This window comes from Williamsia soli (assembly GCF_017377795.1).
Taxonomy (GTDB): Bacteria; Actinomycetota; Actinomycetes; order Mycobacteriales; family Mycobacteriaceae; genus Williamsia; species Williamsia soli.
Map to the genome: position 1 here is coordinate 64497 of NZ_JAFRDR010000008.1, position 23497 is coordinate 87993.

General features: G+C 65.0%; 18 protein-coding genes and 1 riboswitch. Of the genes, 6 read left to right on the forward strand and 12 right to left on the reverse strand.

Translation table 11 applies throughout. The features are described from left to right. The first annotated feature begins 10 nt into the window (after window positions 1-10). The gene (locus tag J3S28_RS20140) at window positions 11-2743 is read left to right on the forward strand and encodes a molybdopterin-dependent oxidoreductase (protein WP_207842542.1); all 2733 of its coding nucleotides are present in this window, start codon (window positions 11-13) and stop codon (window positions 2741-2743) included. A 21-nt stretch (window positions 2744-2764) separates the two neighbouring features. Here J3S28_RS20140 and J3S28_RS20145 read toward each other — a convergent pair whose 3' ends face one another. The 8 genes from J3S28_RS20145 to J3S28_RS20180 all read right to left on the reverse strand — a co-directional run bounded on the left by J3S28_RS20145 (window position 2765) and on the right by J3S28_RS20180 (window position 10357). Further along, window positions 2765-3433 carry an acetoacetate decarboxylase family protein gene (locus tag J3S28_RS20145; RefSeq protein WP_207842544.1) on the reverse strand — a complete coding sequence of 223 codons (669 nt, stop codon included), beginning with the start codon at window positions 3431-3433 and terminating at the stop codon, window positions 2765-2767. Beyond that, window positions 3433-5145, reverse strand: a complete 1713-nt coding sequence (locus tag J3S28_RS20150; protein WP_207842546.1) for an FAD-dependent oxidoreductase — start codon at window positions 5143-5145, stop codon at window positions 3433-3435. Before J3S28_RS20150 ends, J3S28_RS20145 begins: the two co-directional genes overlap by 1 nt. Then, window positions 5142-6698: a flavin-containing monooxygenase gene (locus J3S28_RS20155; protein WP_207842549.1), complete on the reverse strand. Its 1557-nt coding sequence runs from the start codon at window positions 6696-6698 to the stop codon at window positions 5142-5144. Before J3S28_RS20155 ends, J3S28_RS20150 begins: the two co-directional genes overlap by 4 nt. Then, complete coding sequence (locus J3S28_RS20160; RefSeq protein WP_207842733.1) at window positions 6695-7222, reverse strand: TetR/AcrR family transcriptional regulator; 528 nt, start codon at window positions 7220-7222, stop codon at window positions 6695-6697. The genes J3S28_RS20155 and J3S28_RS20160 overlap by 4 nt, the downstream gene beginning before the upstream one ends. Window positions 7223-7433: 211 nt before the next feature. Next, window positions 7434-8669, reverse strand: a complete 1236-nt coding sequence (locus J3S28_RS20165; protein ID WP_207842550.1) for an acyl-CoA dehydrogenase family protein — start codon at window positions 8667-8669, stop codon at window positions 7434-7436. Between the two features lie 73 nt (window positions 8670-8742). After that, window positions 8743-9234 carry a histidine phosphatase family protein gene (locus J3S28_RS20170; RefSeq protein ID WP_207842551.1) on the reverse strand — a complete coding sequence of 164 codons (492 nt, stop codon included), beginning with the start codon at window positions 9232-9234 and terminating at the stop codon, window positions 8743-8745. 38 nt (window positions 9235-9272) lie between these two features. Next, the gene (locus J3S28_RS20175) at window positions 9273-10091 is read right to left on the reverse strand and encodes a CbtA family protein (RefSeq protein ID WP_207842552.1); all 819 of its coding nucleotides are present in this window, start codon (window positions 10089-10091) and stop codon (window positions 9273-9275) included. A gap of 29 nt (window positions 10092-10120) precedes the next feature. Then, on the reverse strand, window positions 10121-10357 hold the full coding sequence (locus J3S28_RS20180) for a CbtB domain-containing protein (RefSeq protein ID WP_207842553.1): 237 nt from the start codon (window positions 10355-10357) through the stop codon (window positions 10121-10123). 40 nt (window positions 10358-10397) lie between these two features. Then, a riboswitch (cobalamin riboswitch) is annotated at window positions 10398-10536 on the reverse strand. A 65-nt stretch (window positions 10537-10601) separates the two neighbouring features. Between J3S28_RS20180 and J3S28_RS20185 the strand changes: the two genes are divergently transcribed. The 4 genes from J3S28_RS20185 (at window position 10602) to J3S28_RS20200 (ending at window position 17601) form a co-directional block, all read left to right on the forward strand. Beyond that, window positions 10602-15182 (forward strand): ATP-dependent helicase, encoded by a 4581-nt coding sequence (locus J3S28_RS20185; RefSeq protein ID WP_207842554.1) that lies wholly within the window; start codon window positions 10602-10604, stop codon window positions 15180-15182. A gap of 104 nt (window positions 15183-15286) precedes the next feature. Beyond that, entirely contained in the window at window positions 15287-15901 is a 615-nt protein-coding gene (locus J3S28_RS20190; RefSeq protein WP_207842555.1) for a TetR/AcrR family transcriptional regulator, read from the forward strand. A gap of 63 nt (window positions 15902-15964) precedes the next feature. Then, entirely contained in the window at window positions 15965-17176 is a 1212-nt protein-coding gene (locus J3S28_RS20195; protein ID WP_084895448.1) for a thiolase family protein, read from the forward strand. A gap of 14 nt (window positions 17177-17190) precedes the next feature. Then, window positions 17191-17601, forward strand: coding sequence for a Zn-ribbon domain-containing OB-fold protein (locus J3S28_RS20200; RefSeq protein ID WP_207842556.1), 411 nt, complete (start codon window positions 17191-17193; stop codon window positions 17599-17601). A gap of 7 nt (window positions 17602-17608) precedes the next feature. Here the strand turns inward: J3S28_RS20200 and glpD are convergent, their stop codons facing one another. Then, a complete protein-coding gene (gene glpD, locus J3S28_RS20205; protein WP_207842557.1) occupies window positions 17609-19354 on the reverse strand; it encodes a glycerol-3-phosphate dehydrogenase in 1746 nt (581 codons plus the stop codon). A gap of 158 nt (window positions 19355-19512) precedes the next feature. Between glpD and glpK the strand changes: the two genes are divergently transcribed. Continuing rightward, window positions 19513-21000: a glycerol kinase GlpK gene (gene glpK / locus J3S28_RS20210; protein ID WP_207842734.1), complete on the forward strand. Its 1488-nt coding sequence runs from the start codon at window positions 19513-19515 to the stop codon at window positions 20998-21000. A gap of 13 nt (window positions 21001-21013) precedes the next feature. Here the strand turns inward: glpK and J3S28_RS20215 are convergent, their stop codons facing one another. From J3S28_RS20215 to J3S28_RS20225, 3 genes are all read right to left on the reverse strand, one after another. Then, window positions 21014-22291 (reverse strand): hypothetical protein, encoded by a 1278-nt coding sequence (locus J3S28_RS20215; protein WP_207842558.1) that lies wholly within the window; start codon window positions 22289-22291, stop codon window positions 21014-21016. A 145-nt stretch (window positions 22292-22436) separates the two neighbouring features. Continuing rightward, entirely contained in the window at window positions 22437-23018 is a 582-nt protein-coding gene (locus J3S28_RS20220; protein ID WP_207842559.1) for a DUF3558 family protein, read from the reverse strand. A gap of 20 nt (window positions 23019-23038) precedes the next feature. Beyond that, on the reverse strand, window positions 23039-23353 hold the full coding sequence (locus J3S28_RS20225; protein WP_207842560.1) for a hypothetical protein: 315 nt from the start codon (window positions 23351-23353) through the stop codon (window positions 23039-23041). Window positions 23354-23497 lie beyond the last annotated feature (144 nt).

Genomic DNA, 23497 nt, shown 5'->3' on the forward strand with positions numbered 1-23497 from the left:
GCGGTCGATCATGAAGATCAACGGTCAGTTTGTCGAGGCTGTTCCGGCGCCCGGGCAATGTCTGCGCACGTTCTTGCGTGAACAAGGCCAGGACGGTGTCAAGAAGGGATGCGACGCCGGCGATTGCGGGGCGTGTTCTGTCCTCGTCGACGGCAAGCCACAACACTCCTGCATCGTCCCCGCACACCGGGTCGCGAACGCCGACATCACGACGGTGGCGGGCCTCGGTACGCCGGAGAACCTGCACCCGATGCAGCAGAGGTTCGTCGATGCTGCCGGCTTCCAATGTGGATTCTGCACGGCCGGAATGGTTGTCACCGCAAGCGCCCTGGACGACGAACAGCTGTCAGACCTGCCGAACAGTCTCAAGGGGAACCTGTGCCGCTGCACGGGTTACCGCTCCATCCGCGATGCTCTCGACGCGGTGGTGAGTACCGAGAAGGTCGCACCTGGCGATCCCGGCGTGTCGGTGGGCAAGTCCGTCCAGGCACCCGCCGCGCCGAGAATTGTGACCGGCACAGAGCCGTACACGATGGATCGCCTGCCCGCTGATCTCGGCCACGTCGCGGTGATCGGAAGCCCGCATCCCCACGCCCGCATCGTCGCCATCGACACCACTGCCGCGGAACGAGTTCCGGGGGTGCGCGCGGTGCTGACCCATCGCGACGATCCCGGTGTGCTCTTCTCGACAGCCCGCCACGACAACCGGCTCGACGACCCGGACGACGGACGGGTCTTCGATGTCACCCTGCGCTTCGTGGGTCAACGGGTCGCCGCGGTGGTCGCCGACTCGATGACCGTCGCACGCAGGGCGAGTGCCCTGATCACCGTCGAATACGAGGTGCTCGCGGCCAACTTCGACCCCGCCCTCGCCACCGAGCCGGGCACACCGCTCGTCCACGGCGACAAGGGACCCGAAGCACGGATCGCCGACCCCGGGAGAAACCTCGTGGCGGCACTGGCCGGCACGGTGGGCGACATCGACGCCGGAATCGCACTCGCCCGCGACACCGGGGGCGCGGTGGTCTCCGGCAGCTGGCAGACCGCACGGGTCCAGCACACGCACCTCGAGACCCACGGCGCGGTCGGCTGGCGCGACGACGAAGGTCGCATCGTGGTGCGCTCGAGTACTCAGGTGCCGTTCCTCATCCGCGACGAGTTGTGCCACATCTTCGAGCTCCCGCGGAATCAGGTCCGGGTGTATGCGGCGCGGGTCGGCGGTGGGTTCGGTGGCAAGCAGGAGTTGCTCACCGAAGACCTTGTGGTGCTGGCGATGCTCAAGACCGGCCGGCCGGTGGTCTACGAGTTCACCAGGAGCGATCAGTTCACCATCGCACCGTGTCGCCACCCGATGCGGGTCGACGTCACGGCCGCGGCGGGTGCGGACGGCGTGCTGACTGCGCTGTCGGTGTCGGTGCTCTCCGATGCCGGGGCCTACGGAAACCACAGCGGCGGTGTCATGTTCCACGGGTGCAGCGAATCCGTAGCGCTCTATCGGAGTCCGAACAAGCATGTCGACGCACGCGCCGTGTACACCAACAACATCCCCTCGGGCGCCTTCCGCGGATACGGACTCGGCCAGGTCGCCTTCGGTATCGAGGGTGCGATCGATGAACTGGCAGCCCGTTTGGGCATCGACCCGTTCGAGATGCGCAGAATCAATGTCGTTGTACCCGGCGACGAGTTCGTGTCGTGGGAAGTCGAGGAGGGAGACCTCGAGTTCGGCAGCTACGGACTCGACCAATGCATCGATCTCGCGGAGCAGGCACTGCTGGCGGGCAGGGCTGACCCGGTGCGTGGGGGCGTCGAACTCCAGCAACTCCCCGAGTGGGAGATCGGAGAAGGTATGGCGGCGGCCATGATCGCCACCATCCCTCCGCGTGGCCACTTCGCCGAGGCCGCGATGACGCTGAACACCGACGGTGAGTACATCGCCGCGGTGGGCACCGCCGAGTTCGGCAACGGGACCACCACGGTGCTGACGCAGATCGCCGCTTCCGCACTGGGGTGTCCCCCGGGCCAGATCACGATTCGGCAAGCAGACACCGACGAGATCGGCTACGACACCGGCGCGTTCGGATCTGCCGGCACCGTCGTAGCGGGCAAGGCACTGCGTAGTGCGTGCGATCGGTTGCGCTCGAGCATGATCGAGGTCGCAGCCCGGGCCCTGGACGCCGACCCGGCAGAGTGCGCGCTGGGACCACAGGGCATCCAGGCTGGTTCGCGCTTCATCGACCTGGCCGGGATTGTCGCGGCGAACGGCGGCCCGATGGCGGCGGAGGGCAAGCACGACGGGAGCCCGCGGTCGACCGCGTTCAACGTGCACGCGTTCCGGGTGGGGGTGAACACCTCTACCGGCGAAGTGCGGATCCTGCATTCGCTGCAGTCCGCCGACGCCGGCGTGGTGATGAATCCCCAGCAGTGTCGCGGTCAGGTCGAAGGCGGTGCGGCACAGGCGATCGGCAGCTCCCTCTACGAAGAGATGATCCTGGAGAACGGGCACGTCATCACGCAGGTGCTGCGTAACTACCACATCCCGCAGATCGCCGACGTCCCCGACACCGAGGTCTACTTTGCCGACACCTACGACGCCATCGGGCCGCTGGGCGCCAAGTCGATGAGCGAGGCGCCGTACAACCCGGTGGCTCCGGCACTCGAGAGTGCCATCCGGAACGCGATCGGCGTCCGGGTGTACGAGCTACCGATGAACCCACCGAGGGTCTGGCACGCCATCAACCGGTGACCGTGCCGGCGACGGGCGGCATCAGTCGGTCGAGATCGTGGTTCCGAGGCCGGTTTCCATGCGCCCGGAGACGATCTGCAGACCGTGATGGGTGCCGGGCTTGAGCCAGGACGTCAACGTCGGACCGTCCGACAGCACCGTCACCCGGGCATATCGGGCCTTCCCAGTGAGTTTCGACCCCGCGATGGCCAGCCCACCGGTGGCAGGCTGCGCGAACCCGATCCCACCCTTGATCGGAAATGCGGGACCGCGTCCGTCGGATTGCGTCTGGACGGCCCACTCCGGACCGCTCGCGCCGGCGCCCGCGAGAACGTCACCGGTGAACGTGGCCATCACCTTGGGCAGTTGCCAGTGCTCACGGCCACCGTGCACCGACGCGGCGGAATCGACGGCTATGAACGGCACCGAAATTCGCGGAAGCGGACCCCGCCCACCACCGGGCCGCCGCAGCACCGGGCTGGCGAGAATCTCTCGATACGGGCCGACCGGCGAATCGAGATAATCGACGACCATGCCCACCGTGATACCGATCGTGGACTCCGAGCTCCCAGCAGACTGCGCACCGATGTCTTTCGCAGCATCGGTACTGCGGTGCCACCAGATGGTGGCGCGCACATTCGCGGGCCAGGGTGGCGGCGCGCTCACCGGCACCTCGCCGGGGTCGACGTCAGACTCGGCCACACTCCACATCAGCAGGCTCCCTTCACGGATTCGGACTCACGATCTCGAACGAACAAAGGGAGCCGCAGGGCCCCCGGGGCACGCTCGGGCACAACAGGTGACGTCGGTTGGACCGGTGAGATCCGCAAGTACCCCGCGCCCAGTTCTGGACGTTCGTCGATCTCACCCTTGTTGGGCCACAACGCAATGGCTCGTTCGGCCTGCGCGGCGATCGTCAGCGACGGGTTCACGCCGAGGTTGGCACTGACCGCGGACCCGTCGACCACATGCAGCCCGGGATGACCGAACATCCGGTGGTAGGGGTCGACGACGCCCTCGCCCGAGTCCGCGCCGATCACGCATCCCCCGATGAAGTGCGCGGTCATCGGGATGTTCACGATCTCCGCCATCGAGCCACCGGGGTCTCCCCCGATCTTGTCGGCCAGCAACCGGATCGCCTCATGTCCCTGTGGTATCCATTCTGGTGGTGGATCGCCGGCGCCTGCGCGGCTGGTCAATTGCCTGCCGAAGATGCCGCGCTTGGAACCCAGTTCGAGAGAGTTGTCGTCGGTCTGCATCACCAGTGCGATCACCGTCTTCTCCGACCAGTGCCGTACCGACAGGCTCCGGACGAAGGCTCCGGGATGGCGGAGTGCGACGCCCGCGGTCTTCAGGACGCGGGGAACCTTGCCGCCCCCGTCGGACAACACCGTCTGTAGCAGGCCGATGGCGTTGCTGCCCTTGCCGTATCGGACCGGTTCGATGTGCGTGTGGTCGTCGGGATGGAACGACGACGTGATCGCCACCCCCTGGGTGTAGTCGGTCTTGCGGTCGCGAGCCGTCGCGGCCAGAACCGCCTCGGAATTGGTGCGCACCACCGAACCCAGCTGGTCGGACAGATGCGGGAGTTGATCGGTCTGCTTCATCGCGAGCAGCAGCTTTTGGGTACCGTACGTACCTGCCGCGAAGATGACCTGTCCCGCGAAGATGCTCTTCTCGCGGCGCCGCAGCTTCGCGCCCGTACGCCGGGTGACGACCTCGTAATCGTCGCCCGCGGGGCGTACCGCCGTCACCGTCGTCAGCGGCAGCACCGTGACCCCTGCCTCTTCCGCCAGATGAAGGTAGTTCTTGACCAGGGTGTTCTTCGCGCCCACCCGGCACCCGGTCATGCACGATCCACATTCGGTGCACGCGGTCCGCTCCGGCCCGGCTCCACCGAAGAACGGATCCGGTACCTGCTCACCGGGATTGCCGAACAGAACCCCGACCGGCGTCGTGGTGAACGTCGAGCCGACACCCATGTCGTCGGCGACTTCGCGCATCACCTTGTCCGCGGGCGTCACGCTCGGATTGTCCACCACGCCGAGCATCCGCCGGGCCTGGTCGTAGTACGGGGTGAGTTCGTCCTGCCAGTCGGTGATGTGTCCCCACTGCGGATCCTCGAAAAACCTGGTGGGCGGCTTGTACAGCGTGTTGGCGTAGTTCAGGGAACCACCGCCGACGCCCGCACCGGCCATCACCAGCACATCGGGGAGCAGGTGAATCCGTTGCACACCATAGCAACCCATCCAGGGTGCCCAGAGGTACTTACGCAGTCGCCAACTCGTCTTCGGGAGTTCGTCGTCGGCGAATCGGCGGCCCGCCTCCAGTACCGCGACCTTGTAGCCCTTCTCGGCCAGTCGGAGTGCAGCCACCGACCCACCGAACCCGGAGCCGACGATCACCACGTCATAGTCGTTCATGCGGACTCGCTTTCCTGTGGCTGGGGCGCAGGCACATCTGCACCGGGTGTGTCGTTCTTGTCGAGTTCGTAATCACCGAGATCGGCGGTCCGAAGCAACTGCCGGAAGCCCCAGGTGAACGTCGGCCACATCACAGAGTTTCGGCCGTTCTTGTCGAAGTACCAGCTCGAGCATCCACCGGAGTTCCAAACCGTACCTTCGAGACCCTCGTCGATCGCCGAGTTGTAGAAGTCCTGGGATCGCTGATTCACATTGACACTGACCAGATTTCGATCAGCCATCTGTTCGAGAGCGGAGCTGATGTAGTTGGCCTGCGACTCGAGCATGTACACGATCGAGCTGTGCCCGAGGTTGGTGTTCGGACCATACATCAGGAATAGATTCGGAAACCCGTGGACCGTGGTTCCGCGATACGCATTGGGGCTACCGTCCCAGATGTCCGCAAGACTACGTCCATCGGTGCCGTGGAGCACCTTTGCGACCGGTGGTTCGGTGGCGGTGAAACCGGTTCCGAAGATCACCGCGTCCACCTTGTGCTCGACGCCCGACGAATCGACCACACCGTCGGCGGTCACAGCGGACACGCCGTGGTCGACGAGGTTCACGTCCGGACGCGCCAGTGTCGGTAGCCAGGTGTTGCTGAGCAGCATCCGCTTACAGCCGATGGTGAACTTCGGCGTCAGTTTCTTGCGCAGCACAGGGTCTTTGACCTGCTTGCGCAACTGACTCGTCGCCAGCATTTTGAACAGCGGAAGCAGGAACGTGAACTTCGCCAACGCGACGACGTACGCCTCGCGATACAGGTACAGACCGCCGCGGGCGATCTTCTGCGTGGGAGGCAGCGTCCGATAGAGGGTGCGCTCCAGCTTTCCGACCGGGCGATCGAGCCTGGGGATGATCCATGCGGGCGTCCGCTGCAGAACTGTCAGATGCGCTGCAGGCTCTGCCAATTCGGGGACGAACTGGATCGCCGAGGCGCCGGTACCGACAACGGCGATCCGCTTCCCGGTCGGGTCGAAACTGTGATCCCAGGTGGCGCTGTGGAACATCGTGCCGGTGAAGTCGCCGATGCCGGGCACGTTCGGCAGGCTCGGATTCGACAACGTTCCGGTCGCGGCGACAAGCACCTTCGCGGAGATCGTTCCGCGCGATGTTTCGACGACCCACCGGGAGAGCTGCGGATCCCATCGTCCTGCGAGCAGCTCGCAATTGAACAGTGTGCGCTCGCGAAACCCGAAGTCGTCGGCGACCGACCTCAGGTAGCTGAAGATCTCCGGTTGCCGTGCATAATTGTTCGACCAGTCCGGACTCGGTGCGAACGAGAACGAGTAGAGATTGCTCGGCACGTCACAGGCAGCACCGGGGTAGGTGTTGTCGCGCCAGGTCCCACCGACGTCGCCTGCCCGTTCGATGAGGATGACGTCGGCGTTCCGATTGCCTTTCAAGATCCTGTGCGCGGCAGCCAAACCGGCAAAGCCGGTGCCGACGATCAGGGTGTCGACGTGCGTGGGCAACGCTGCGAGCGGCGCCTTGTCGGTCGTGATAGCGGTCATTTGGTTGTCACCATGGCCTCCCATATCGGTACCAGGCGTGTGCGTAGCTCCTGGTCGGACTTGTCATTGCGGAACAGCGCCGAGACGGCGAGTCCGCGCGCCAACTCGACGCTGATCTCGATTGCTTCCGGTGTCATCCGGTCGCCGAAGATCACGGCGCCACCGGTGTTGATGGCCTCGTTGACCCGCGCCTCGAGGGGCAGAACCGCCGCGTGCAGTGCAGGGTCGGTGCGGGCCGCGATCCACAGTTCGAGTGCGGCGTAGAACAGCGGCCCGGAGAACGCGTCGAGGAAGACCTCCACGCTCGCTCGCTGTCCCGCTGCGTGCGCTTCGAGCAATTCGGCCAACCGCTGCTCGACGAGGTGCTCGACAGCCGCGACCACCAAGGACTCCTTGGTCGGGAAGTGATGGAGTTGCGCACCCCGCGACACACCGGCGCGCCGGGAGATCTCCTGCGTGCTGGTGCCGGAATACCCCTTGTCGATGAGGCACGAGATGGCCGCATCGAGCAGGCGCGCACGCATCTGCGCGGTGCGTTCGGCCTGTGTCCGGGTCGGCGCTCTGACCCCGTCCGTCTCAACGGTCGTTGCTGTGTTGGTCGCCACACTCAGGAGGTTAGCGGAGAAGTAAGAAACAGTCCAGTCTGTTTGTAAGTTGGTCTGAGGGGTGCGCCAAACCCAGGCAAACCCAGCAGCAGCTGCTGGGTTTGCCGGTGTGACTGGGTTGTGGCGCGAACTACCTGGCCAGGACGCCCTTGGCGACGTGGGTGGTCTGGATTTCGTTGCTGCCGGCGTAGATCATCAGCGACTTTGCATCACGGGCAAGTTGCTCGACCCGATACTCGGTCATGTATCCGTTGCCGCCGAACAACTGAATCGCTTCCATGGCGACATCAGTGGCTGCCCGGGAGGAATAGAGCTTCATCGCCGAGGCCTCCGCGAGGTCGAGGGGCTTGCCCGACTGCGCGCGCTCGAGCGCGTGGAACACCATGTTCTGGACGTTGAAACGAGCAACCTCCATCTCCGCCAATTTGAGCTGGATCAGCTGTAGTTCAGAGATCGGCTTGCCCCACAACGTGCGCTGTTTGGCGTAGTCGACGCACAGGCGCTGACATTCGTTGATGATGCCGAGCGACAGCGAGGCAATGCCCACGCGCTCGAGCACGAATCCGGCTTTCGCGCCGTCGCCGCCGCCCTTCGCACCGACCTCTTCCGTCTCACCGAGGAGACGGTCTTTGTCGAGTTTGACGTTGTCGAAGAAGAGCTCTCCGGTCGGCGAGGACATGATGCCCATCTTCTTGAACGGCTTGCCTTGCGTTAATCCCTCCATGCCCTTGTCGAGCACGAACGTGAGCACCTTGCGACGACGCCGGTCGACACTCGCGTCACCGTCGTCGAGCTTGGCGAAAACGACGATCGTATCGGCGAACGGCCCGTTGGTGATGAAGGTCTTCTGCCCGTTGAGGATGTAGTTCTCACCGTCTCGCTTGACAGTCGTCTTCATGCCACCCAGCGCATCTGAGCCCGAGTCCGGTTCGGTGATCGCCCACGCACCCACCTTGTTCATGGTGACCAGGTCCGGGAGCCAGCGCTTCTTCTGGGCCAACGTGCCCTTGGACCGGATCGTCGAAGGCGTCAGGCCCAGGCTCACCCCCATCGAGGCGACGATGCCCAGGCTCACGCCCGCCAGTTCGATGTTGAGGATCGAGCCCATCGACGTCATACCCGCCCCGGGCGAGGGTTTCTTGGGCTCGGCCTCGCCGCGGGCCACGGCCTCGTCGTGGGCAAACTCCTTCTCCAGGGAATCGGTTGCCATGGCGTCGACACCGAAGGTCTTGAGCAGATTTCGGACGATGTCGTACGGCGGTAGGGCGCCTGTCTCGAGCTCATCGATGTGCGGACGGATCTCTTTGTCGATGAACCCGCGTACCGCGTCGCGCACCATCAGGTCTTCTTCGGACCACTCGAACATGCAATTTCCCCTAGCGTCAGCAAGTGTTCTTTCTGCTAATACTAGAATCTGAGATCATTTTTTAGAACAGGTTTCAGAAATCGGTCGAGCCCAACTGCAGCCGCCATCGTCCACCTCGGCGTTCGAGATCGATCACCCCGGCAGGTACCACCTCGACGCTCCAAAAACTGGCCCCGGTGGCTGCGGCGACGAGACCCTGCGCGGTCCCGCAAGCGACCACCGCACCGACATCGACTGTCCACGCGGTGTCCAGCCAGTCGGTCAGGCGCGCAAGAAATGCCGTGATGCACTCGCCGCCGTGAGGACTCGTTCCCGGATCGCCGAACCACTCCCCCAGGTCCATGGGATCGATCTGGTCCGGCGTGAGACCTTTCCATCGCCCCAGATCCAGTGCTTTCAGGGCGTTGTCGATGACCCCGTCCGCCCCGATCGCTGCGGCCGTTTCGGTCGCGGATCGATCCGGCGCGATGCGGACCGTGTCCGGATACGACAAACGCAGCCGCGCGCAATCGGCGCGACCGCGTTTGTCGAGTGGATCGTCATGCGCACCGAACCGCAGTGCCACATTGGGCCCGGTCCGGGCCGCGGTGATCAGTCGTAGTCTCAGCGAACGCTTCTCTGAGGTGTTGCAACGCCCGCCTCGCGGGCGGCACGCTTGCCGATCCAGGTGAGCGACAATGCGAATCCGAGTCCCAGGACGCCCCACAGAATCACCTGGTTGACGATCGAGTAGTACCGGAAATCGCCGACGACATCAGCCGGGAAGCCAGGGAACACGATGGTGTTGCCGTCCAGCAGTGGTCCTGGTACCTCGTCAAAGCTCGGTAGCAGCGCGATACTGATACCGACCGCGATGAAGTAGGCAATTACACCGGCGACTGCCGAGAGCAGGCCACCGATTCGCGGCGCGAGCCAGAAGGCCAGCACGGTCGCCGCGATGAGAAATGCCACGGACAGCAGCAGGATCGTGAGGTAGGCACCGCTGCGCGCACCGATCGTGTCGTCACTGCCGACCGCGGGAGGATTGGCCGGGTACGCACTGAACGGGATCAAATACACCGCCACGAATCCCCCGACGGCGAGAAGCCCGGCGACGACGCGCGGATCGACCAGCGGGTAACGACGGCCGACGTACGCCCAGACAACGGTGAAGGTGACCGCGAAGAACGCCCCGATGATCAGGCCGAAGACAACCGTGCCCGTGCTTGCACCCCAGTTCTGCTGCACGGCCCGGCTGAACACCTCGCCGTGATCGTGACCGGCGTCCCCACCGACCAGCTCCAATTCGGCGTGGCCGCGGCCCTCTTCGTAACCGATGGCCCGCTCGACCAGCGGCTCGATGTAGATGCGCGCGAACACGAACGCGAGTATTCCGGCGACCAGGCCCGAGAGCAGGCCGGCGCCGATGAACTTCTTTTCCATGTATTCAGTTCCTCAGCGGCTTCGGTGACTCAGTGGCAGGGGAAGCCGAGGAAATGGCGTGCGTCGTGGATGTACTCGTGAACGTGGGTGTCACTGCCGAAAACGGACACGGCCCCTTGATCGAAGCCGAGGAAGTAGTAGGCGAGAGCGGCGACCAGGGTGGTGGCGGTCAGCCATAGCGCGGCGTTGACCGCGGACACGTCGGGCACCGCTATCGCCAGGGCCGGCTTTCCCGAAATGGGCTGCGCCATTGACGAACTGGACATTGACATCTCCTCTCGCGGGATTGCGCGTCCCGCGTGTACACATGTTTGTCGCCAAGCGCCGGAGCCCTGACTCGCCCACGGGCGAAGCCCGATGGAACTCACAGTGGCGCGACCGTTCCGGATTCACACCGGATTTCCCGTTCACCTGGTTCGCAGTGACTGTATTCCGCTGCGTTTTGCCCGGTCAACTGCGGGGAAGATCTAGACCGCCGACGATGTCCGACCTCTCGTGGATCATGGAGCAATGGCCGCCCGCAAGTCCTCCCCCTCAGCCCCCGCCGGGCTCGACCCGCAGCAGGTCATGGGCCGCTTTGCCGCACCCACCCGGGCGTGGTTCACCTCGGCGTTCCCCGAACCGACCGCGGCGCAGCTCGGAGCCTGGAACGCCATCTCCGCCGGCGAGAACACGCTGGTGGTGGCGCCCACCGGCTCAGGCAAGACGCTGTCGGCATTTCTGTGGGCACTCGATCAGCTGTCGCGGCCGGAGTCCGACGTGGCGACCGCCGGCACCCGGGTTCTCTATGTCTCACCGCTCAAGGCACTGGCCGTGGATGTCGAGCGCAACCTGCGGGCCCCGCTGATCGGCCTCACTCGCGCAGCGCAGCGGATCGACCAGCCGATCGCGGACATCACCGTGGGGGTGCGCTCCGGCGACACCCCGGCCGCGCAGCGCAGACAACTCCTGCGCAAGCCGCCAGACATCCTGATCACCACGCCCGAGTCACTGTTCCTGATGCTCACCTCGGCGGCGCGGGAGACGCTGGAGAACGTCGAGACGGTGATCGTCGACGAAGTGCATGCCGTGGCCGGCACCAAGCGCGGCACCCACCTGGCACTGTCCCTTGAACGTCTCGACACCCTGCTCGACAAACCGGCCCAGCGCATCGGACTGTCTGCGACCGTGCGCCCGCCCGAGCGGATCGCCGGCTTCCTCTCGGGGAGCAGGCCATGCACCGTGGTCCAACCACCCGCCGCCAAGACCTTCGACCTGTCGGTCAACGTGCCGGTCGCCGACATGACCAACATCCCGGTCATCGCGAGCAGTGAAGAGATCGACGACGAGGCGTCGGCACCCGCGGCAGGCTCATTGTGGCCATATGTCGAGAGCTCGATCGTCGATCTCATCGAGAAGAACCGGTCGACCATCGTGTTCACCAACTCGCGACGATTGTCAGAACAGCTGACGGCCCGCCTCAACGAGGTGCACGCCACCCGCCTCGGCGGGCCCACCGAATCTGAGCCCAATCCGGCGGTTCCCGGCGGGGCCCCGGCACACATGCTCGGCAGTGGGATCAGCTCCGGGGCCGAACCGCTCCTGGCCCGCGCCCACCACGGCTCGGTGAGCAAAGAGGTCCGAGGGCAGATCGAAGACGAACTCAAGTCCGGTCGCCTGCGCTGCGTGGTGGCCACCAGCAGCCTCGAACTCGGTATCGACATGGGCGCGGTCGATCTGGTGATCCAGGTCGAGGCGCCCCCCTCCGTGGCCAGCGGCCTGCAGCGGATCGGGCGCGCCGGTCACCAGGTCGGTGAGATCAGCCAGGGTGTGCTGTTTCCCAAGCACCGCGGCGATCTGCTTCGGTGCGCGGTTCTCGTCGAGCGGATGACCGACGGCCTGATCGAAGAACTCACCGTTCCCGCCAACCCACTCGACGTACTCGCCCAGCAGACGGTCGCCGCGTGCGCCACCGGCACGATCGACGTCGACGACTGGTACCAGACCGTCCGCCGCAGCGCGCCGTACGCCACGCTGGCGCGACCGGTCTTCGATGCGACTCTCGACCTGTTGTCCGGGCGTTATCCATCCGACGAGTTCGCCGAACTGCGACCGCGCATCGTCTGGGACCGCGCGCAGGGCACGCTCACCGGTAGGCCGGGCGCCCAGCGACTCGCGGTCACCTCCGGTGGCGCAATTCCCGACCGAGGGCTGTTCGCGGTGTACATGGTCGGCGAAAAGCAGACGCGGGTAGGCGAACTCGACGAGGAGATGGTCTACGAGTCCCGCGTCGGAGATGTCTTCGCGCTCGGCGCCACCAGCTGGCGCATCGAGGACATCACCCACGATCGGGTGCTCGTGACGCCGGCGTTCGGGCAGGCCGGACGACTTCCCTTCTGGCATGGCGACAGCATCGGCCGGCCCGCCGAACTCGGCGAGGCGATCGGGAAGTTCGTCGGCGAATTGTCCAAACCCGGCAAGCTCGGTGCACACGCGCAGCGGCTGGGGCTCAACGAGTTCGCCCGCGACAACCTCGCGCAACTGGTCTCCGAGCAACAGGCCGCCACCGGTCACCTACCCACCGACCGCACGCTTCTCGTCGAGAGGTTCCGCGACGAACTCGGCGACTGGCGGGTGATCCTGCACTCCCCCTACGGTTTACGTGTTCACGCACCGTGGGCCAGTGCCGTGGCCGCACGCCTGCAGCAGGACTACGGCATCGACGGCGCCGTCTCCGCTGCCGACGACGGCATCATCGTGCGTCTCCCCGACACCGACGATCAACCACCCGGAGCGGCGCTCTTCCACTTCGACCCGGACGAGATCGAGCAGATCGTCACCGAGCAGCTCGGCGGTTCGGCGATGTTTGCCTCACGCTTCCGTGAATGCGCCGCCCGCGCACTGCTGCTGCCGCGCCGCAATCCCGGCAAACGCGCTCCGCTGTGGCAACAGCGGCAGCGTAGCGCCCAGTTGCTCGACGTGGCACGAAAGTTCCCGCAGTTCCCCATCATCCTCGAGGCATTCCGCGAGTGTCTGCAGGATGTCTACGACCTCCCCGCGCTCGTCGGCATGCTCACGAAAGTCGCCGATCGACGCCTCCGGGTCATCGAGATCGAGACCGAGACACCGTCCCCGATGGCCTCGTCCCTGCTGTTCGGCTACGTCGGCGCGTTCATGTACGCCGACGACGCCCCACTCGCCGAGCGCCGCGCCGCGACCCTGTCACTCGACACGGCGTTGCTCGCCCAACTGCTGGGTCGGGTGGATCTGCGAGAGTTGCTCGACCAGAACGTCATCGCCGATACCGAGGCCAAACTCCAGCGCCTTCACCCTGACCGCCAGGCCCGCGACATCGAGGGCATTGCGGATCTGTTGCGGTGGCTCGGTCCACTCAGTGAATCCGATGTCGCCGCGCGATTCACCGGCGATGAGCCCCTCCCGTTGCTCGCCCAACTCGTGTCGGCCGGCCGAGCGATCGAGGTGCCCCGCGGGGGCTCCCTGCTGTTCGCCGCCGCAGAAGATGCCGGCAGACTCCGCGACGGGCTCGGTATCCCGCCCCCGCAGGGGCTTCCGATGGCGTTCCTCGAACCCGTCGACGATCCGCTCGGCGATCTGATCGGACGCTACGCACGAACGCACGGACCGTTCGTCGCCGCCGACGCGGCCACCGCGCTCGGCCTCGGTGTCGCGGTCGTGCGCGACACCCTCGTTCGACTGGCGAGTTCACGGCGGGTCGTCGAAGGAGACTTCCGGCCCGAACCGGAGGGCACCCTGCGCAGCAGCGAACAGTGGTGCAACACAGAGGTTCTCTCCGGGCTTCGACGAGCCTCACTGGCGGCGAGCCGAGCCGAGGTCGCGCCCGTCAGCCATGAGACGTACGCGCGGTTCGTCACCGGCTGGCAACACGTCACCCGGCAGTCGCGGCTGCGTGGTATCGACGGCGTGTCGGCGGTCATCGATCAGCTCGCCGGTGTACCCATTCCCGCGTCTGCGTGGGAGTCCCTGGTCCTGCCTGCCCGCGTCGCCGACTACCGACCCGACATGCTCGACGAATTGACCGCCGGCGGCGAAGTCCTGTGGGCAGGGCACGGCCGGCTGTCAGGTTCCGACGGGTGGATCAGCCTGCACCCGGCCGATCTCGCCGAGGACAGCCTGCCCACCCCCGCCGAGATCGACATGGGTGAACTGCATCAGCGGGTACTCGACCATCTGGCCCCGGGCGGCGCGTTTTTCTTCCGGCAGCTGAGCGAGTCGATGGCCATCGATGGTGTCACCCCGCTCGGCTCAGAACTCGAGATGGTGCTCTGGGATCTCGCGTGGGCCGGACTGATCAGCAACGACACGTTCACCCCCGTGCGTTCACTACTGGGTCCGGGCCGTAAACCCGGCGCAGTCCGAAGTGCGCCGGCGCACCGTGGTCGGCGACGTTTCGCCCGGACCCCTCGCACGGCGCCGCAGTCGATGACCGGACGTTGGTTCGTGTTGCCCGCCCCGATCTCCGATCCCACCCTTGCGGTCGCCGCTCAGTGCACGGCACTTCTCGACCGATACGGCGTCGTCACCAAGGGCGCTGTGATGACCGAGGGCATCGTCGGCGGTTTCTCGCGGGTGTACAAGGCCCTCACCGGGTTCGAGGACAGCGGCAAGGTACGGCGTGGTTACTACATCGACGGATTGGGCGGCGCGCAATTCGCCGCGACCACCACCGTGGACAGACTGCGCGACGAGGTCGAACCGATCGGGCAGACGGCCATCGCGCTGGCGGCGACCGATCCCGCCAACCCGTACGGCTCCGCCCTCGCGTGGCCACAGCAGTCGGAGGGGCATCGACCCGGCCGCAAACCCGGCGCACTGGTGGTGTTGGTGGACGGTCATCTCGTGCTGTTCGTCGAGCGAGGCGGCAAGACGGTGCTGACGTTCAGTACCGATACCGAGCAGCTCGCGGCGGCCACCACAGCGCTTGCTCGGGTGGTCACCCGAGGTCAGGTGGACCGGTTGTACGTCGAGCGCGTCGACGGCGAACCAGTCCTGACCGGCGCCTTGGCCGAGCACCTACGAGAAAGCGGTTTCGACCCGACGCCCCGCGGTTTGCGGTTACGCAGAACCGGATGAGCATCGCTTCATCCCACGAACAAGCCGGCCATGTGGCTTCGGCCCGAGGCGCGGCGTCCTAGGCTGTACCCGAGCCCGGGGTACATACACGCAAAGGAACATTCATGACGCAACAGGCATCGACTACTGCGGCGGCAACGCTCAGTTCGGAGTTGCCCGCCTGGCAGCAGGCACGCCGTTTGCGGATCATCAAAGCTGCCAACGCTGCACTCAAGGAGCAGGAGTACGAGCAGATCCAGATCCGCGATGTCGCGCAGGATGCCGGCGTGGCACTGGGCACCCTCTACCGGTACTTCTCGTCGAAGGAGCATCTCTACGCAGCGGTATTGCTCGACTGGGCGGCGCCGGCCTACGCACGTTCGGGCGAAGACCTGTCCGAGCATCAGATCCGCGCGAAGATGAACGCGGTCATCTCCTCGTTCGAGCGCAGGCAGCACTTCTTCCAGGTGCACGTGATCCTGCAGTCGAGCGCAGACACCAACGCGAAGGCATTACTCGGCCAATTCTTCACGGTGTGCCAGAACACACTTGCCGATGACTTCGCCCGACTCGGCCCCGGCGCGGCAGAAGACGCGGCCATCATGCTCTGGTCGATCATCAACACCGCCCTGACCTCTGCGGTCTATCACGACGGGACGATGGAGGACGTCCACCGGCTCTGCAACCGCTTCATGGACTTCATCTTCGGACCTGCAGAACAAGCACTGGTTGAAAACTAGATCTCGGTTCTAGTATGTTTGCGGACGTCCTTCTTTTTCGGTAGTTGATGCGCAGGAGTATCCATGGGCTTTCGGGGCGATGCAGCAATCGTGGGGTACACAGAGCTACCACCGCAGAAAGTGTCGACCCGGACGCCTCGGTTCACCCTGGAGCAGTGGGCCACACTGTCCGCCTCGGCCATCGCCGACGCCGGGCTGACCGGGATCGAAATCGACGGCATCGTCACCTCGACCCTGCTCGAATCAGAAATGTTCGTGCCCTCGACCATCGCCGAATACCTCGGGGCCCGAGTCAATTTCGCCGAGGTGGTCGACCTCGGCGGCGCCTCGGCGGCGGCAATGGTGTGGCGCGCGGCGGCGGCCGTCGAACTCGGGATCTGTCAGGCCGTGCTGTGCGTTCTCCCGGCCGACTACGGCGTCCCCCATTCACCCAAGAAACCGCTACCCGACAGCCTCACCGACATCCTGCTCTATGGATCATCGTCCAACCGGTTCGGTTCGCCGCAGGCCGAGTTCGACATCCCCTTCGGTAACCTCGGCCAGAACGGTCCCTACGGCCAGATCGCGCAACTCTACGGTTCCGTCTACGGCTATGACGAGCGCGCGCTCGCGAAGATCGTGGTCGATCAGCGAGTCAACGCAAACCACACGCCCGACGCCATCTTCTACGACAAGCCGCTGACCATCGAGGACGTCCTCGCCAGTCCGGTGATCGCCGACCCGCTGCACCGGCTCGAGATCGTCATGCCCTGCTCGGGTGGCGCGGCGGTGCTGGTCACGTCCTCGGATGTCGCGCGGCGTTCCAAGAACCGGCCGGTCTGGATCAAGGGGTTCGGCGAGCACGTCGCGTACAAGACGCCCACCTACGCCCAGGATCTGCTGCAGACCCCCATCACCCATGCTGCCGACTCCGCCTTCGACATGAGCCAGCTCGACCGTTCCGACATGGACATGGTGTCGATCTACGACTGCTACACCATCACCGTGCTGATGAGCCTCGAAGACGCCGGGTTCTGCGAGAAAGGCAAGGGGATGGAGTTCGTGAACTCCCATGACCTGACGTTCCGCGGCGATTTCCCGCTCAACACCGCGGGCGGTCAGCTCGGATTCGGCCAGGCGGGACTCGCCGGCGGCATGCACCACGTCTGCGACGCCACCCGTCAGATCATGGGACGGTCTGGCGAAGCTCAAGTGCCCGACTGCAATCGCGCCTTCGTGTCCGGCAACGGTGGCGTGATGGGCGAGCAAACCACTTTGGTCCTGCAGGGCGACTAGAAAGCGTGAACGCCATGACATTCACCCCACCCATGCCGGTAAAGACACCGGTGAGTGCGCCGTACTGGGATGCGTTGCGCGAGCACCGGATTCGCATCCAGTACTCGCCGTCGCTCGATGAATACGTCTTCTATCCGCGAATCCTGGCACCCGGGACACTCGCCGACGACCTCGAATGGCGCGAGATCTCCGGCGAGGGAACGTTGTACACCTTCACCGTCGCCCGCAAGCCGGTGTCACCGCACTTCGCGAACTCCGTGCCGCAGCTGCTCGCCGTCGTGCAGTGGGACGAGGGTCCGCGGCTGTCGACGGAGATCGTCAACGCGGAGCCCTCCGAGCTACGCATCGGCATGCGGGTGCGGCCCGTGTTCTTCGACCATCCCGAGGACGAGGTCACCCTGCTCCGATACGAGCCAGCGCCGTAATCCGGTCTCAGTCCGGAACCGGAACCGGTTCGAGCAGTTCGGACCGGGACTCCGGCGCGGCCGCACGGAGGGCATCGGCAGACTCGTCGTCCGGCTGGCGTTGCGACGAGACCTCGGCTTCGACGCGGGCCAAGTAGGTCTCGATCTCGAACTCTTTCTTCTCGTTGTCCCAGTCGAGCAGCGGCGCAACGAGTTCGGCCACTTCCCTCGCCGACTTCACACCGCGATCGGGATACTCGATGGCGATGCGGGTCCGGCGGGCCAGCACGTCCTCGAGGTGCAGCGCCGCCTCGCTGACCACGGCGTAGACGACCTCGACCCGCAGGTACTGCGGCGCGGCGGCCAGAGGTTGGAGCAGACTCTCGTCCTTCTTCGCGTACGCGAGCACCTCGTCGATCATCGAGCCGTAACGATTGAGAAGTCGGCGAATCCGGTACGGGTGCAGTCCGAATCGCTGTCCGAGCTGATCACACTGGTTGATGAGGGCGTGATAGCCCTCGGCTCCCGCCAGCGGCACCTTGTCGGTGACAGACGGCGCCACCCGGACGGGGATGAAGTCGGTGATGGCGTCCACCGCGTCGGCAGCCATCACCCGGTACGTCGTGTACTTACCACCCGCGATGGCCACCAGGCCCGGTGCGACCTCGGCGACCGCATGCTCGCGGGACAGTTTCGACGTCTCGTCGTTCTCTCCGGCGAGCAGCGGCCGAAGTCCCGCGTAGACGCCTTCGATGTCGTCATGGCTGAGCGGCGTCACCAACACCTCGTTGACGCGCTCGAGGATGTAGTCGATGTCGGCGCGGGTGGCAGCCGGGTGCGCAAGGTCGAGGTTCCAGTCGGTGTCGGTGGTACCGATGATCCAGTGTGTCTCCCAGGGGATCACGAACAGCACCGACTTCGGCGTACGCAGGATGATCGCTGACTCGCTCATGATCCGGTCGCGGGGGACGACAATGTGCACGCCCTTCGACGCACGGACCCGAAAGCGGCCACGCTGCTTCGACAGTGCCTGGATCTCGTCGGTCCAGACGCCCGAGGCATTGATGACGCAGTGGCCGCGAACCTCTGCGGTGTCACCGGTCTCGGTATCGCGAACGCGCACCCCGCTGACGCGGTCGGCTTCGCGCAGGAAAGCGGTGACCTGCGTCGACGTACGGATGACCGCACCATAGTGCGACGCGGTGCGGGCGACCGTCAAGGTGTGGCGGGCATCGTCGACGACGGTGTCGTAGTAGGTGATTCCGCCCGAGAGTGAGTTGCGTTTGAGGGCTGGAGCGATACGGAGGGCGCCCGAGCGGGTCACGTGCCGTTGACCCGGAACCGATTTGGCGCCACCGAGCGAGTCGTAGAGGAACAGGCCGGCAGCGACGTACGGCCGCTCCCACACCCGGTGGGTCAGCGGATAGAGGAAGGGCAGCGGCTTGACCAGATGAGGTGCCAACGTGCTCAGTGACAACTCGCGCTCATGCAGGGCTTCGCGAACCAGCCCGAACTCCAGTTGCTCCAGGTATCGCAGACCACCGTGGAACATCTTCGACGAGCGACTCGACGTTCCCGACGCGATGTCGCGGGCTTCGACCAGCGCGACGCGCAGACCGCGGGTCGCGGCGTCCAGCGCGGTACCCACACCGACGATGCCCCCGCCGACCACGACCACGTCGAACTGCTCTGTGGACAACCGCTGCCAGGCGTTGTCCCGATAACGGGGCCCGAGGTCAGCTGGTCGGTCCGGATCGAATGCAGACGCACTCATCGCAATCTCCTCTGGTCACAGGTGATGTGCCGTGCCGCGACCCACGTTACCCGCTGGTAACTAGTCGGTCAGGGTGAGCGCACCCCGCGTGCCCGGTTCCGCCGGATTGGCGACGAGGTCGTGGGAAACTCGATTGCGTGACCAACAGCACCGGCTACATCGCCGCCATCGATCAGGGAACCACGTCGACGCGCTGCATGATCTTCGACCATTCCGGCAACGTCGTCAGTTCGGAACAGGTGGAACACGAGCAGATCTTCCCGAAGGCCGGGTGGGTCGAGCACGATGGCGTCGAGATCTGGCGCAACACCCGACGTGTCGTCGCGGCCGCGCTGGCGTCGGAAGACTTGCAGACCGCTGACATCAAAGCGCTGGGTATCACGAACCAGCGTGAGACGACGCTGGTGTGGGACAGATCCACCGGCGAGCCGATCCACAACGCCATCGTCTGGCAGGACACCAGGACCGCGAAACTGTGCGAAGAGTTGGCCGGCGACGAGGGCGCAGGACGCTACCAGGAGCGCACCGGTCTGCCACTTTCCACGTACTTCGCGGGACCGAAGATCCGGTGGCTGCTCGACAACGTGGAGGGTGCCCGCGATCGCGCCGAAGCCGGTGAGTTGTGCTTCGGGACAATGGACAGCTGGCTGGTGTGGAACATGACGGGCGGCCCGGATGGCGGGCGGCATCTCACCGACGTCACCAACGCCTCGCGCACGATGCTGATGGATCTGGAGACGCTCGAATGGGACGAAGACATCTGCCGGGAGATGCAGATCCCCACCAGCCTGCTCCCGGAGATCTGCAGTTCGTCGCAGGTCCACGGGAAGGTGCGCGAGCGCGGACGGCTCGCGGACGTACCGATCGCGGGGATCCTGGGCGATCAGCAGGCCGCGACGTTCGGGCAGGCGTGCCTGGAACCGGGCGAAGCCAAGAACACCTACGGCACAGGTAATTTCCTTTTGCTCAACACGGGCGAAGAGGTGGTACACAGCAGCCACGGTTTGTTGACGACGGTCTGTTACAAGATCGGCGACCGAAAACCGATCTATGCGCTGGAGGGATCGATTGCCGTCACCGGTTCACTCATCCAGTGGTTGCGCGACAACCTCGGTCTGATCAACTCCTCCAGCGACATCGAGGAGACCGCCGAACTCGTGGACGACAACGGCGGCGTGTACTTCGTGCCGGCGTTTTCTGGCTTGTTCGCGCCCCGATGGCGTCCGGACGCCCGCGGAGTGATCGTCGGGCTGACGAGGTTCGTGACCAAGGGGCACATCGCCCGAGCTGCGCTGGAAGCCACTGCTTTTCAGACGCGAGAAGTCATCGAAGCGATGCAGGCGGACTCAGGCGTGGAGTTGTCGACGTTGAAGGTCGACGGCGGCATGGTGGTCAACGAGATGCTCATGCAGTTCCAGTCGGACATCCTGGGCGTGCCGGTGGTGCGGCCCGTCGTGAACGAGACCACTGCCCTCGGGGCCGCATACGCGGCCGGTCTCGCCGTCGGATACTGGGAGAGCGAACAAGATATCCGCGACAACTGGGCGCAGGACAAGCAGTGGGATCCGGCGATGGACGCTGACGACCGCGACGCCCGGTTCGCCGAATGGAATACGGCAGTCGAGCGGAGCTACAACCTGGCGTGAGCCCTGCGGCCGGTCATGTCCGGGTGGGGTTGTCACTGTTGTCGGGATTGTTGTTGTCGGGGTTGTTGTTGTCGCGGTTGTCAGAGGGTGCGTCGAGGTTCATCGGCGGCACATCTGCGGCGCTGGTGTCGACAGGTCGGGCCCAATCGCCCAAAACCGGGGGCCCGACCAGCGGCAGAGGCCCGAGCATCTCTTCCGCGTTCTCTCTGGTGTGCAGATAGGACGCAGCGCGGTGTTCGCCGTTGGCGTCCCGCCCGCCTCTACCGGCTCCGCCGGGCGGGACCATCGGAGAACCGCCCCGTGTCGTTGTCGCCGGGCCGGATCCCGGCACCGGGCCAGTACCGGCCGACGGTGTCGCGAGCGGCGTGATCGGTCGTCGGGCAAGCGGATTGGGTTCAGATCCGGCGCCGCCGAGACCGCCCGCGCCGCCTGCCCGGCCGCCACCTCCACCGGCTGAGCCGCTGCCACCGCCGGCCCCGCCTCGGCTACCGAGCCCGCTCGCCGACTGTCCACGGGCGGAGTTCAGCGCCGCGTTGGTGGTACTTGCACCAGTTCCGCCGGCAGGGATGGGACTTCCGAATGCACCGTTCAGGGGGCCGGATCCCGGGCCGCCCGCGTCCGCTGCCGTCGTTTGCCCTGGGTTACCCAGGGACAGCGGGACGTCTGCTGCCGGATCACCTCCGTACGAGACCGGCCCGGCGCCTGGACCACCGGGGCCGCCCGGCCCGCCTGGTCCGTGTGGGCCACCGCCACCCGCCACTCCGCCGACAAGTCCCGAGTTGTCACCAGAGCCACTGCCGCCCGTACCGCTACCTGCGGTCGAGGTGTTGATCGGCCGGAAATCGTCGCCCAGCTGCGGTAAGGGCGGTGCCGAGTACTCCGGCATCGCGCTGTTCGCGCCGATCACCGGGTTGCTGTAGACGTCCGTCATGGTCTTGGCGAGTTGTTGCTGTTGCTGAAAGCGCTCCGCCGCGCTCTGGGTGACGCCGAACTCGGCATCCAAATCAGCGACGCTCCCCTGAGTCGACGACAGGATGGACGAAATTGCACTGATCTGATCAGCGATCTTGATTCCGACAGCCGCCGAGTCATCCATGTGCCGGATGCCGGCGATCGTCGCATGCCGCGACCCGGTGACAGACTCCCCATGGAAATCGCCTTCGGGATACAGCGCAGCAAGCTTCGCGTAGTACATGTCCGCAGCAAGGGTGATGCGTGATGCAATCAGCCGGATGGCCTCAGCATCTGCGCTTGCCGAGCTCGGGTCCATGCCGGCGCAGATACGCTTCATCTCATCGATGGCATGGCTGACCCAATCCGTCTGACCTATCCCCTTTGGCGCCATGCTGTCCCCCAAGTACTCGCCGGCAGTGCCTCCCCCAGCACTTCGCTGCGCAGAAGTCTATGACATCCGCCGCCTGGAGGGCTGGCTGACTTCACTCAGGAATTTTGTCTATGTAAGCGCGTGTGAAATCGATGACCAGCTTGCACGCGTCTACCGATTGCCCGTACGGGGACGTCGACGTGATGACATTTGTGACGACGCCAGCGCTGAAGGATTGCACGTAAGTCGAACATGTTTTGCTAGTGCCATAGTCGACTGCAAACAAGCCCACTGTTCGACCACCAACTTCCAGGTCGGGCTTCCAATCCAAATCCGTTGACGCCGTCCGGTATTCATCGAGCGAACTTGCGTCGGTCACCAATTGACCCAGATCGAACTGATCGGACATATACCAGTGACACCCACGCGTACTCTGGCCATCGACTTGGGCAACATCCTCGATTTTGGATGAATCGACCTTAAACCGGGAGAGTTCACCAGACGTGTACGCGACACACGGTTCAAACGACGTCCCGTCGTTAGAGGCATTCCAACGATTTGGAAACGGATTGTCGAACGGCAGCGGTACGGGCGTGCCATTCACGGCCGCCGCACGCGACGAATCGACCACCGGCCGAGCGTCGGTGCTCGGGTCATCGATATGACACGCAGACAACGCGAATACGAACAGCATCGAAGCTAGGGTGCGTTTAATCAATTCTTGAATCGTTCCGAGCTACCGCTGTCCGCTTTGTTCAAAGAAACCTTCGAGTTGTGGCATTCCGCTGCCAGATTCTTTAGGTAGGTTGCTTCCTCAACTATCGCCGAGGAAAACGACGAATCAGCCCCGCGAAGCAGATCTTTCAGGTTTGCGATAATTCCCTCGCCCTCCAAACACTGCCCTGCCCAATTCTTCGATAGGACGTGAAATAGCTTCGTCCGCTCTTCCTCCAGCGTCGCCGCAAACACCTCAGCCGCCTCAGCTAGCGCGTCCCATTGCTCGTTGGTGAACTTCACTTCATCCGTCACGACCCCTCCTCCGCTTGACCCCCGTTGACCGGCGACCGGCCCCAAACCAGACCCCACGCCAGGGATAGGACGTTAGCGGATCGCGATCGGTTCCAACAGACAGCACTGAGCCCGGCATCAAGAGGTTTCTGATGCCGTGCTCAG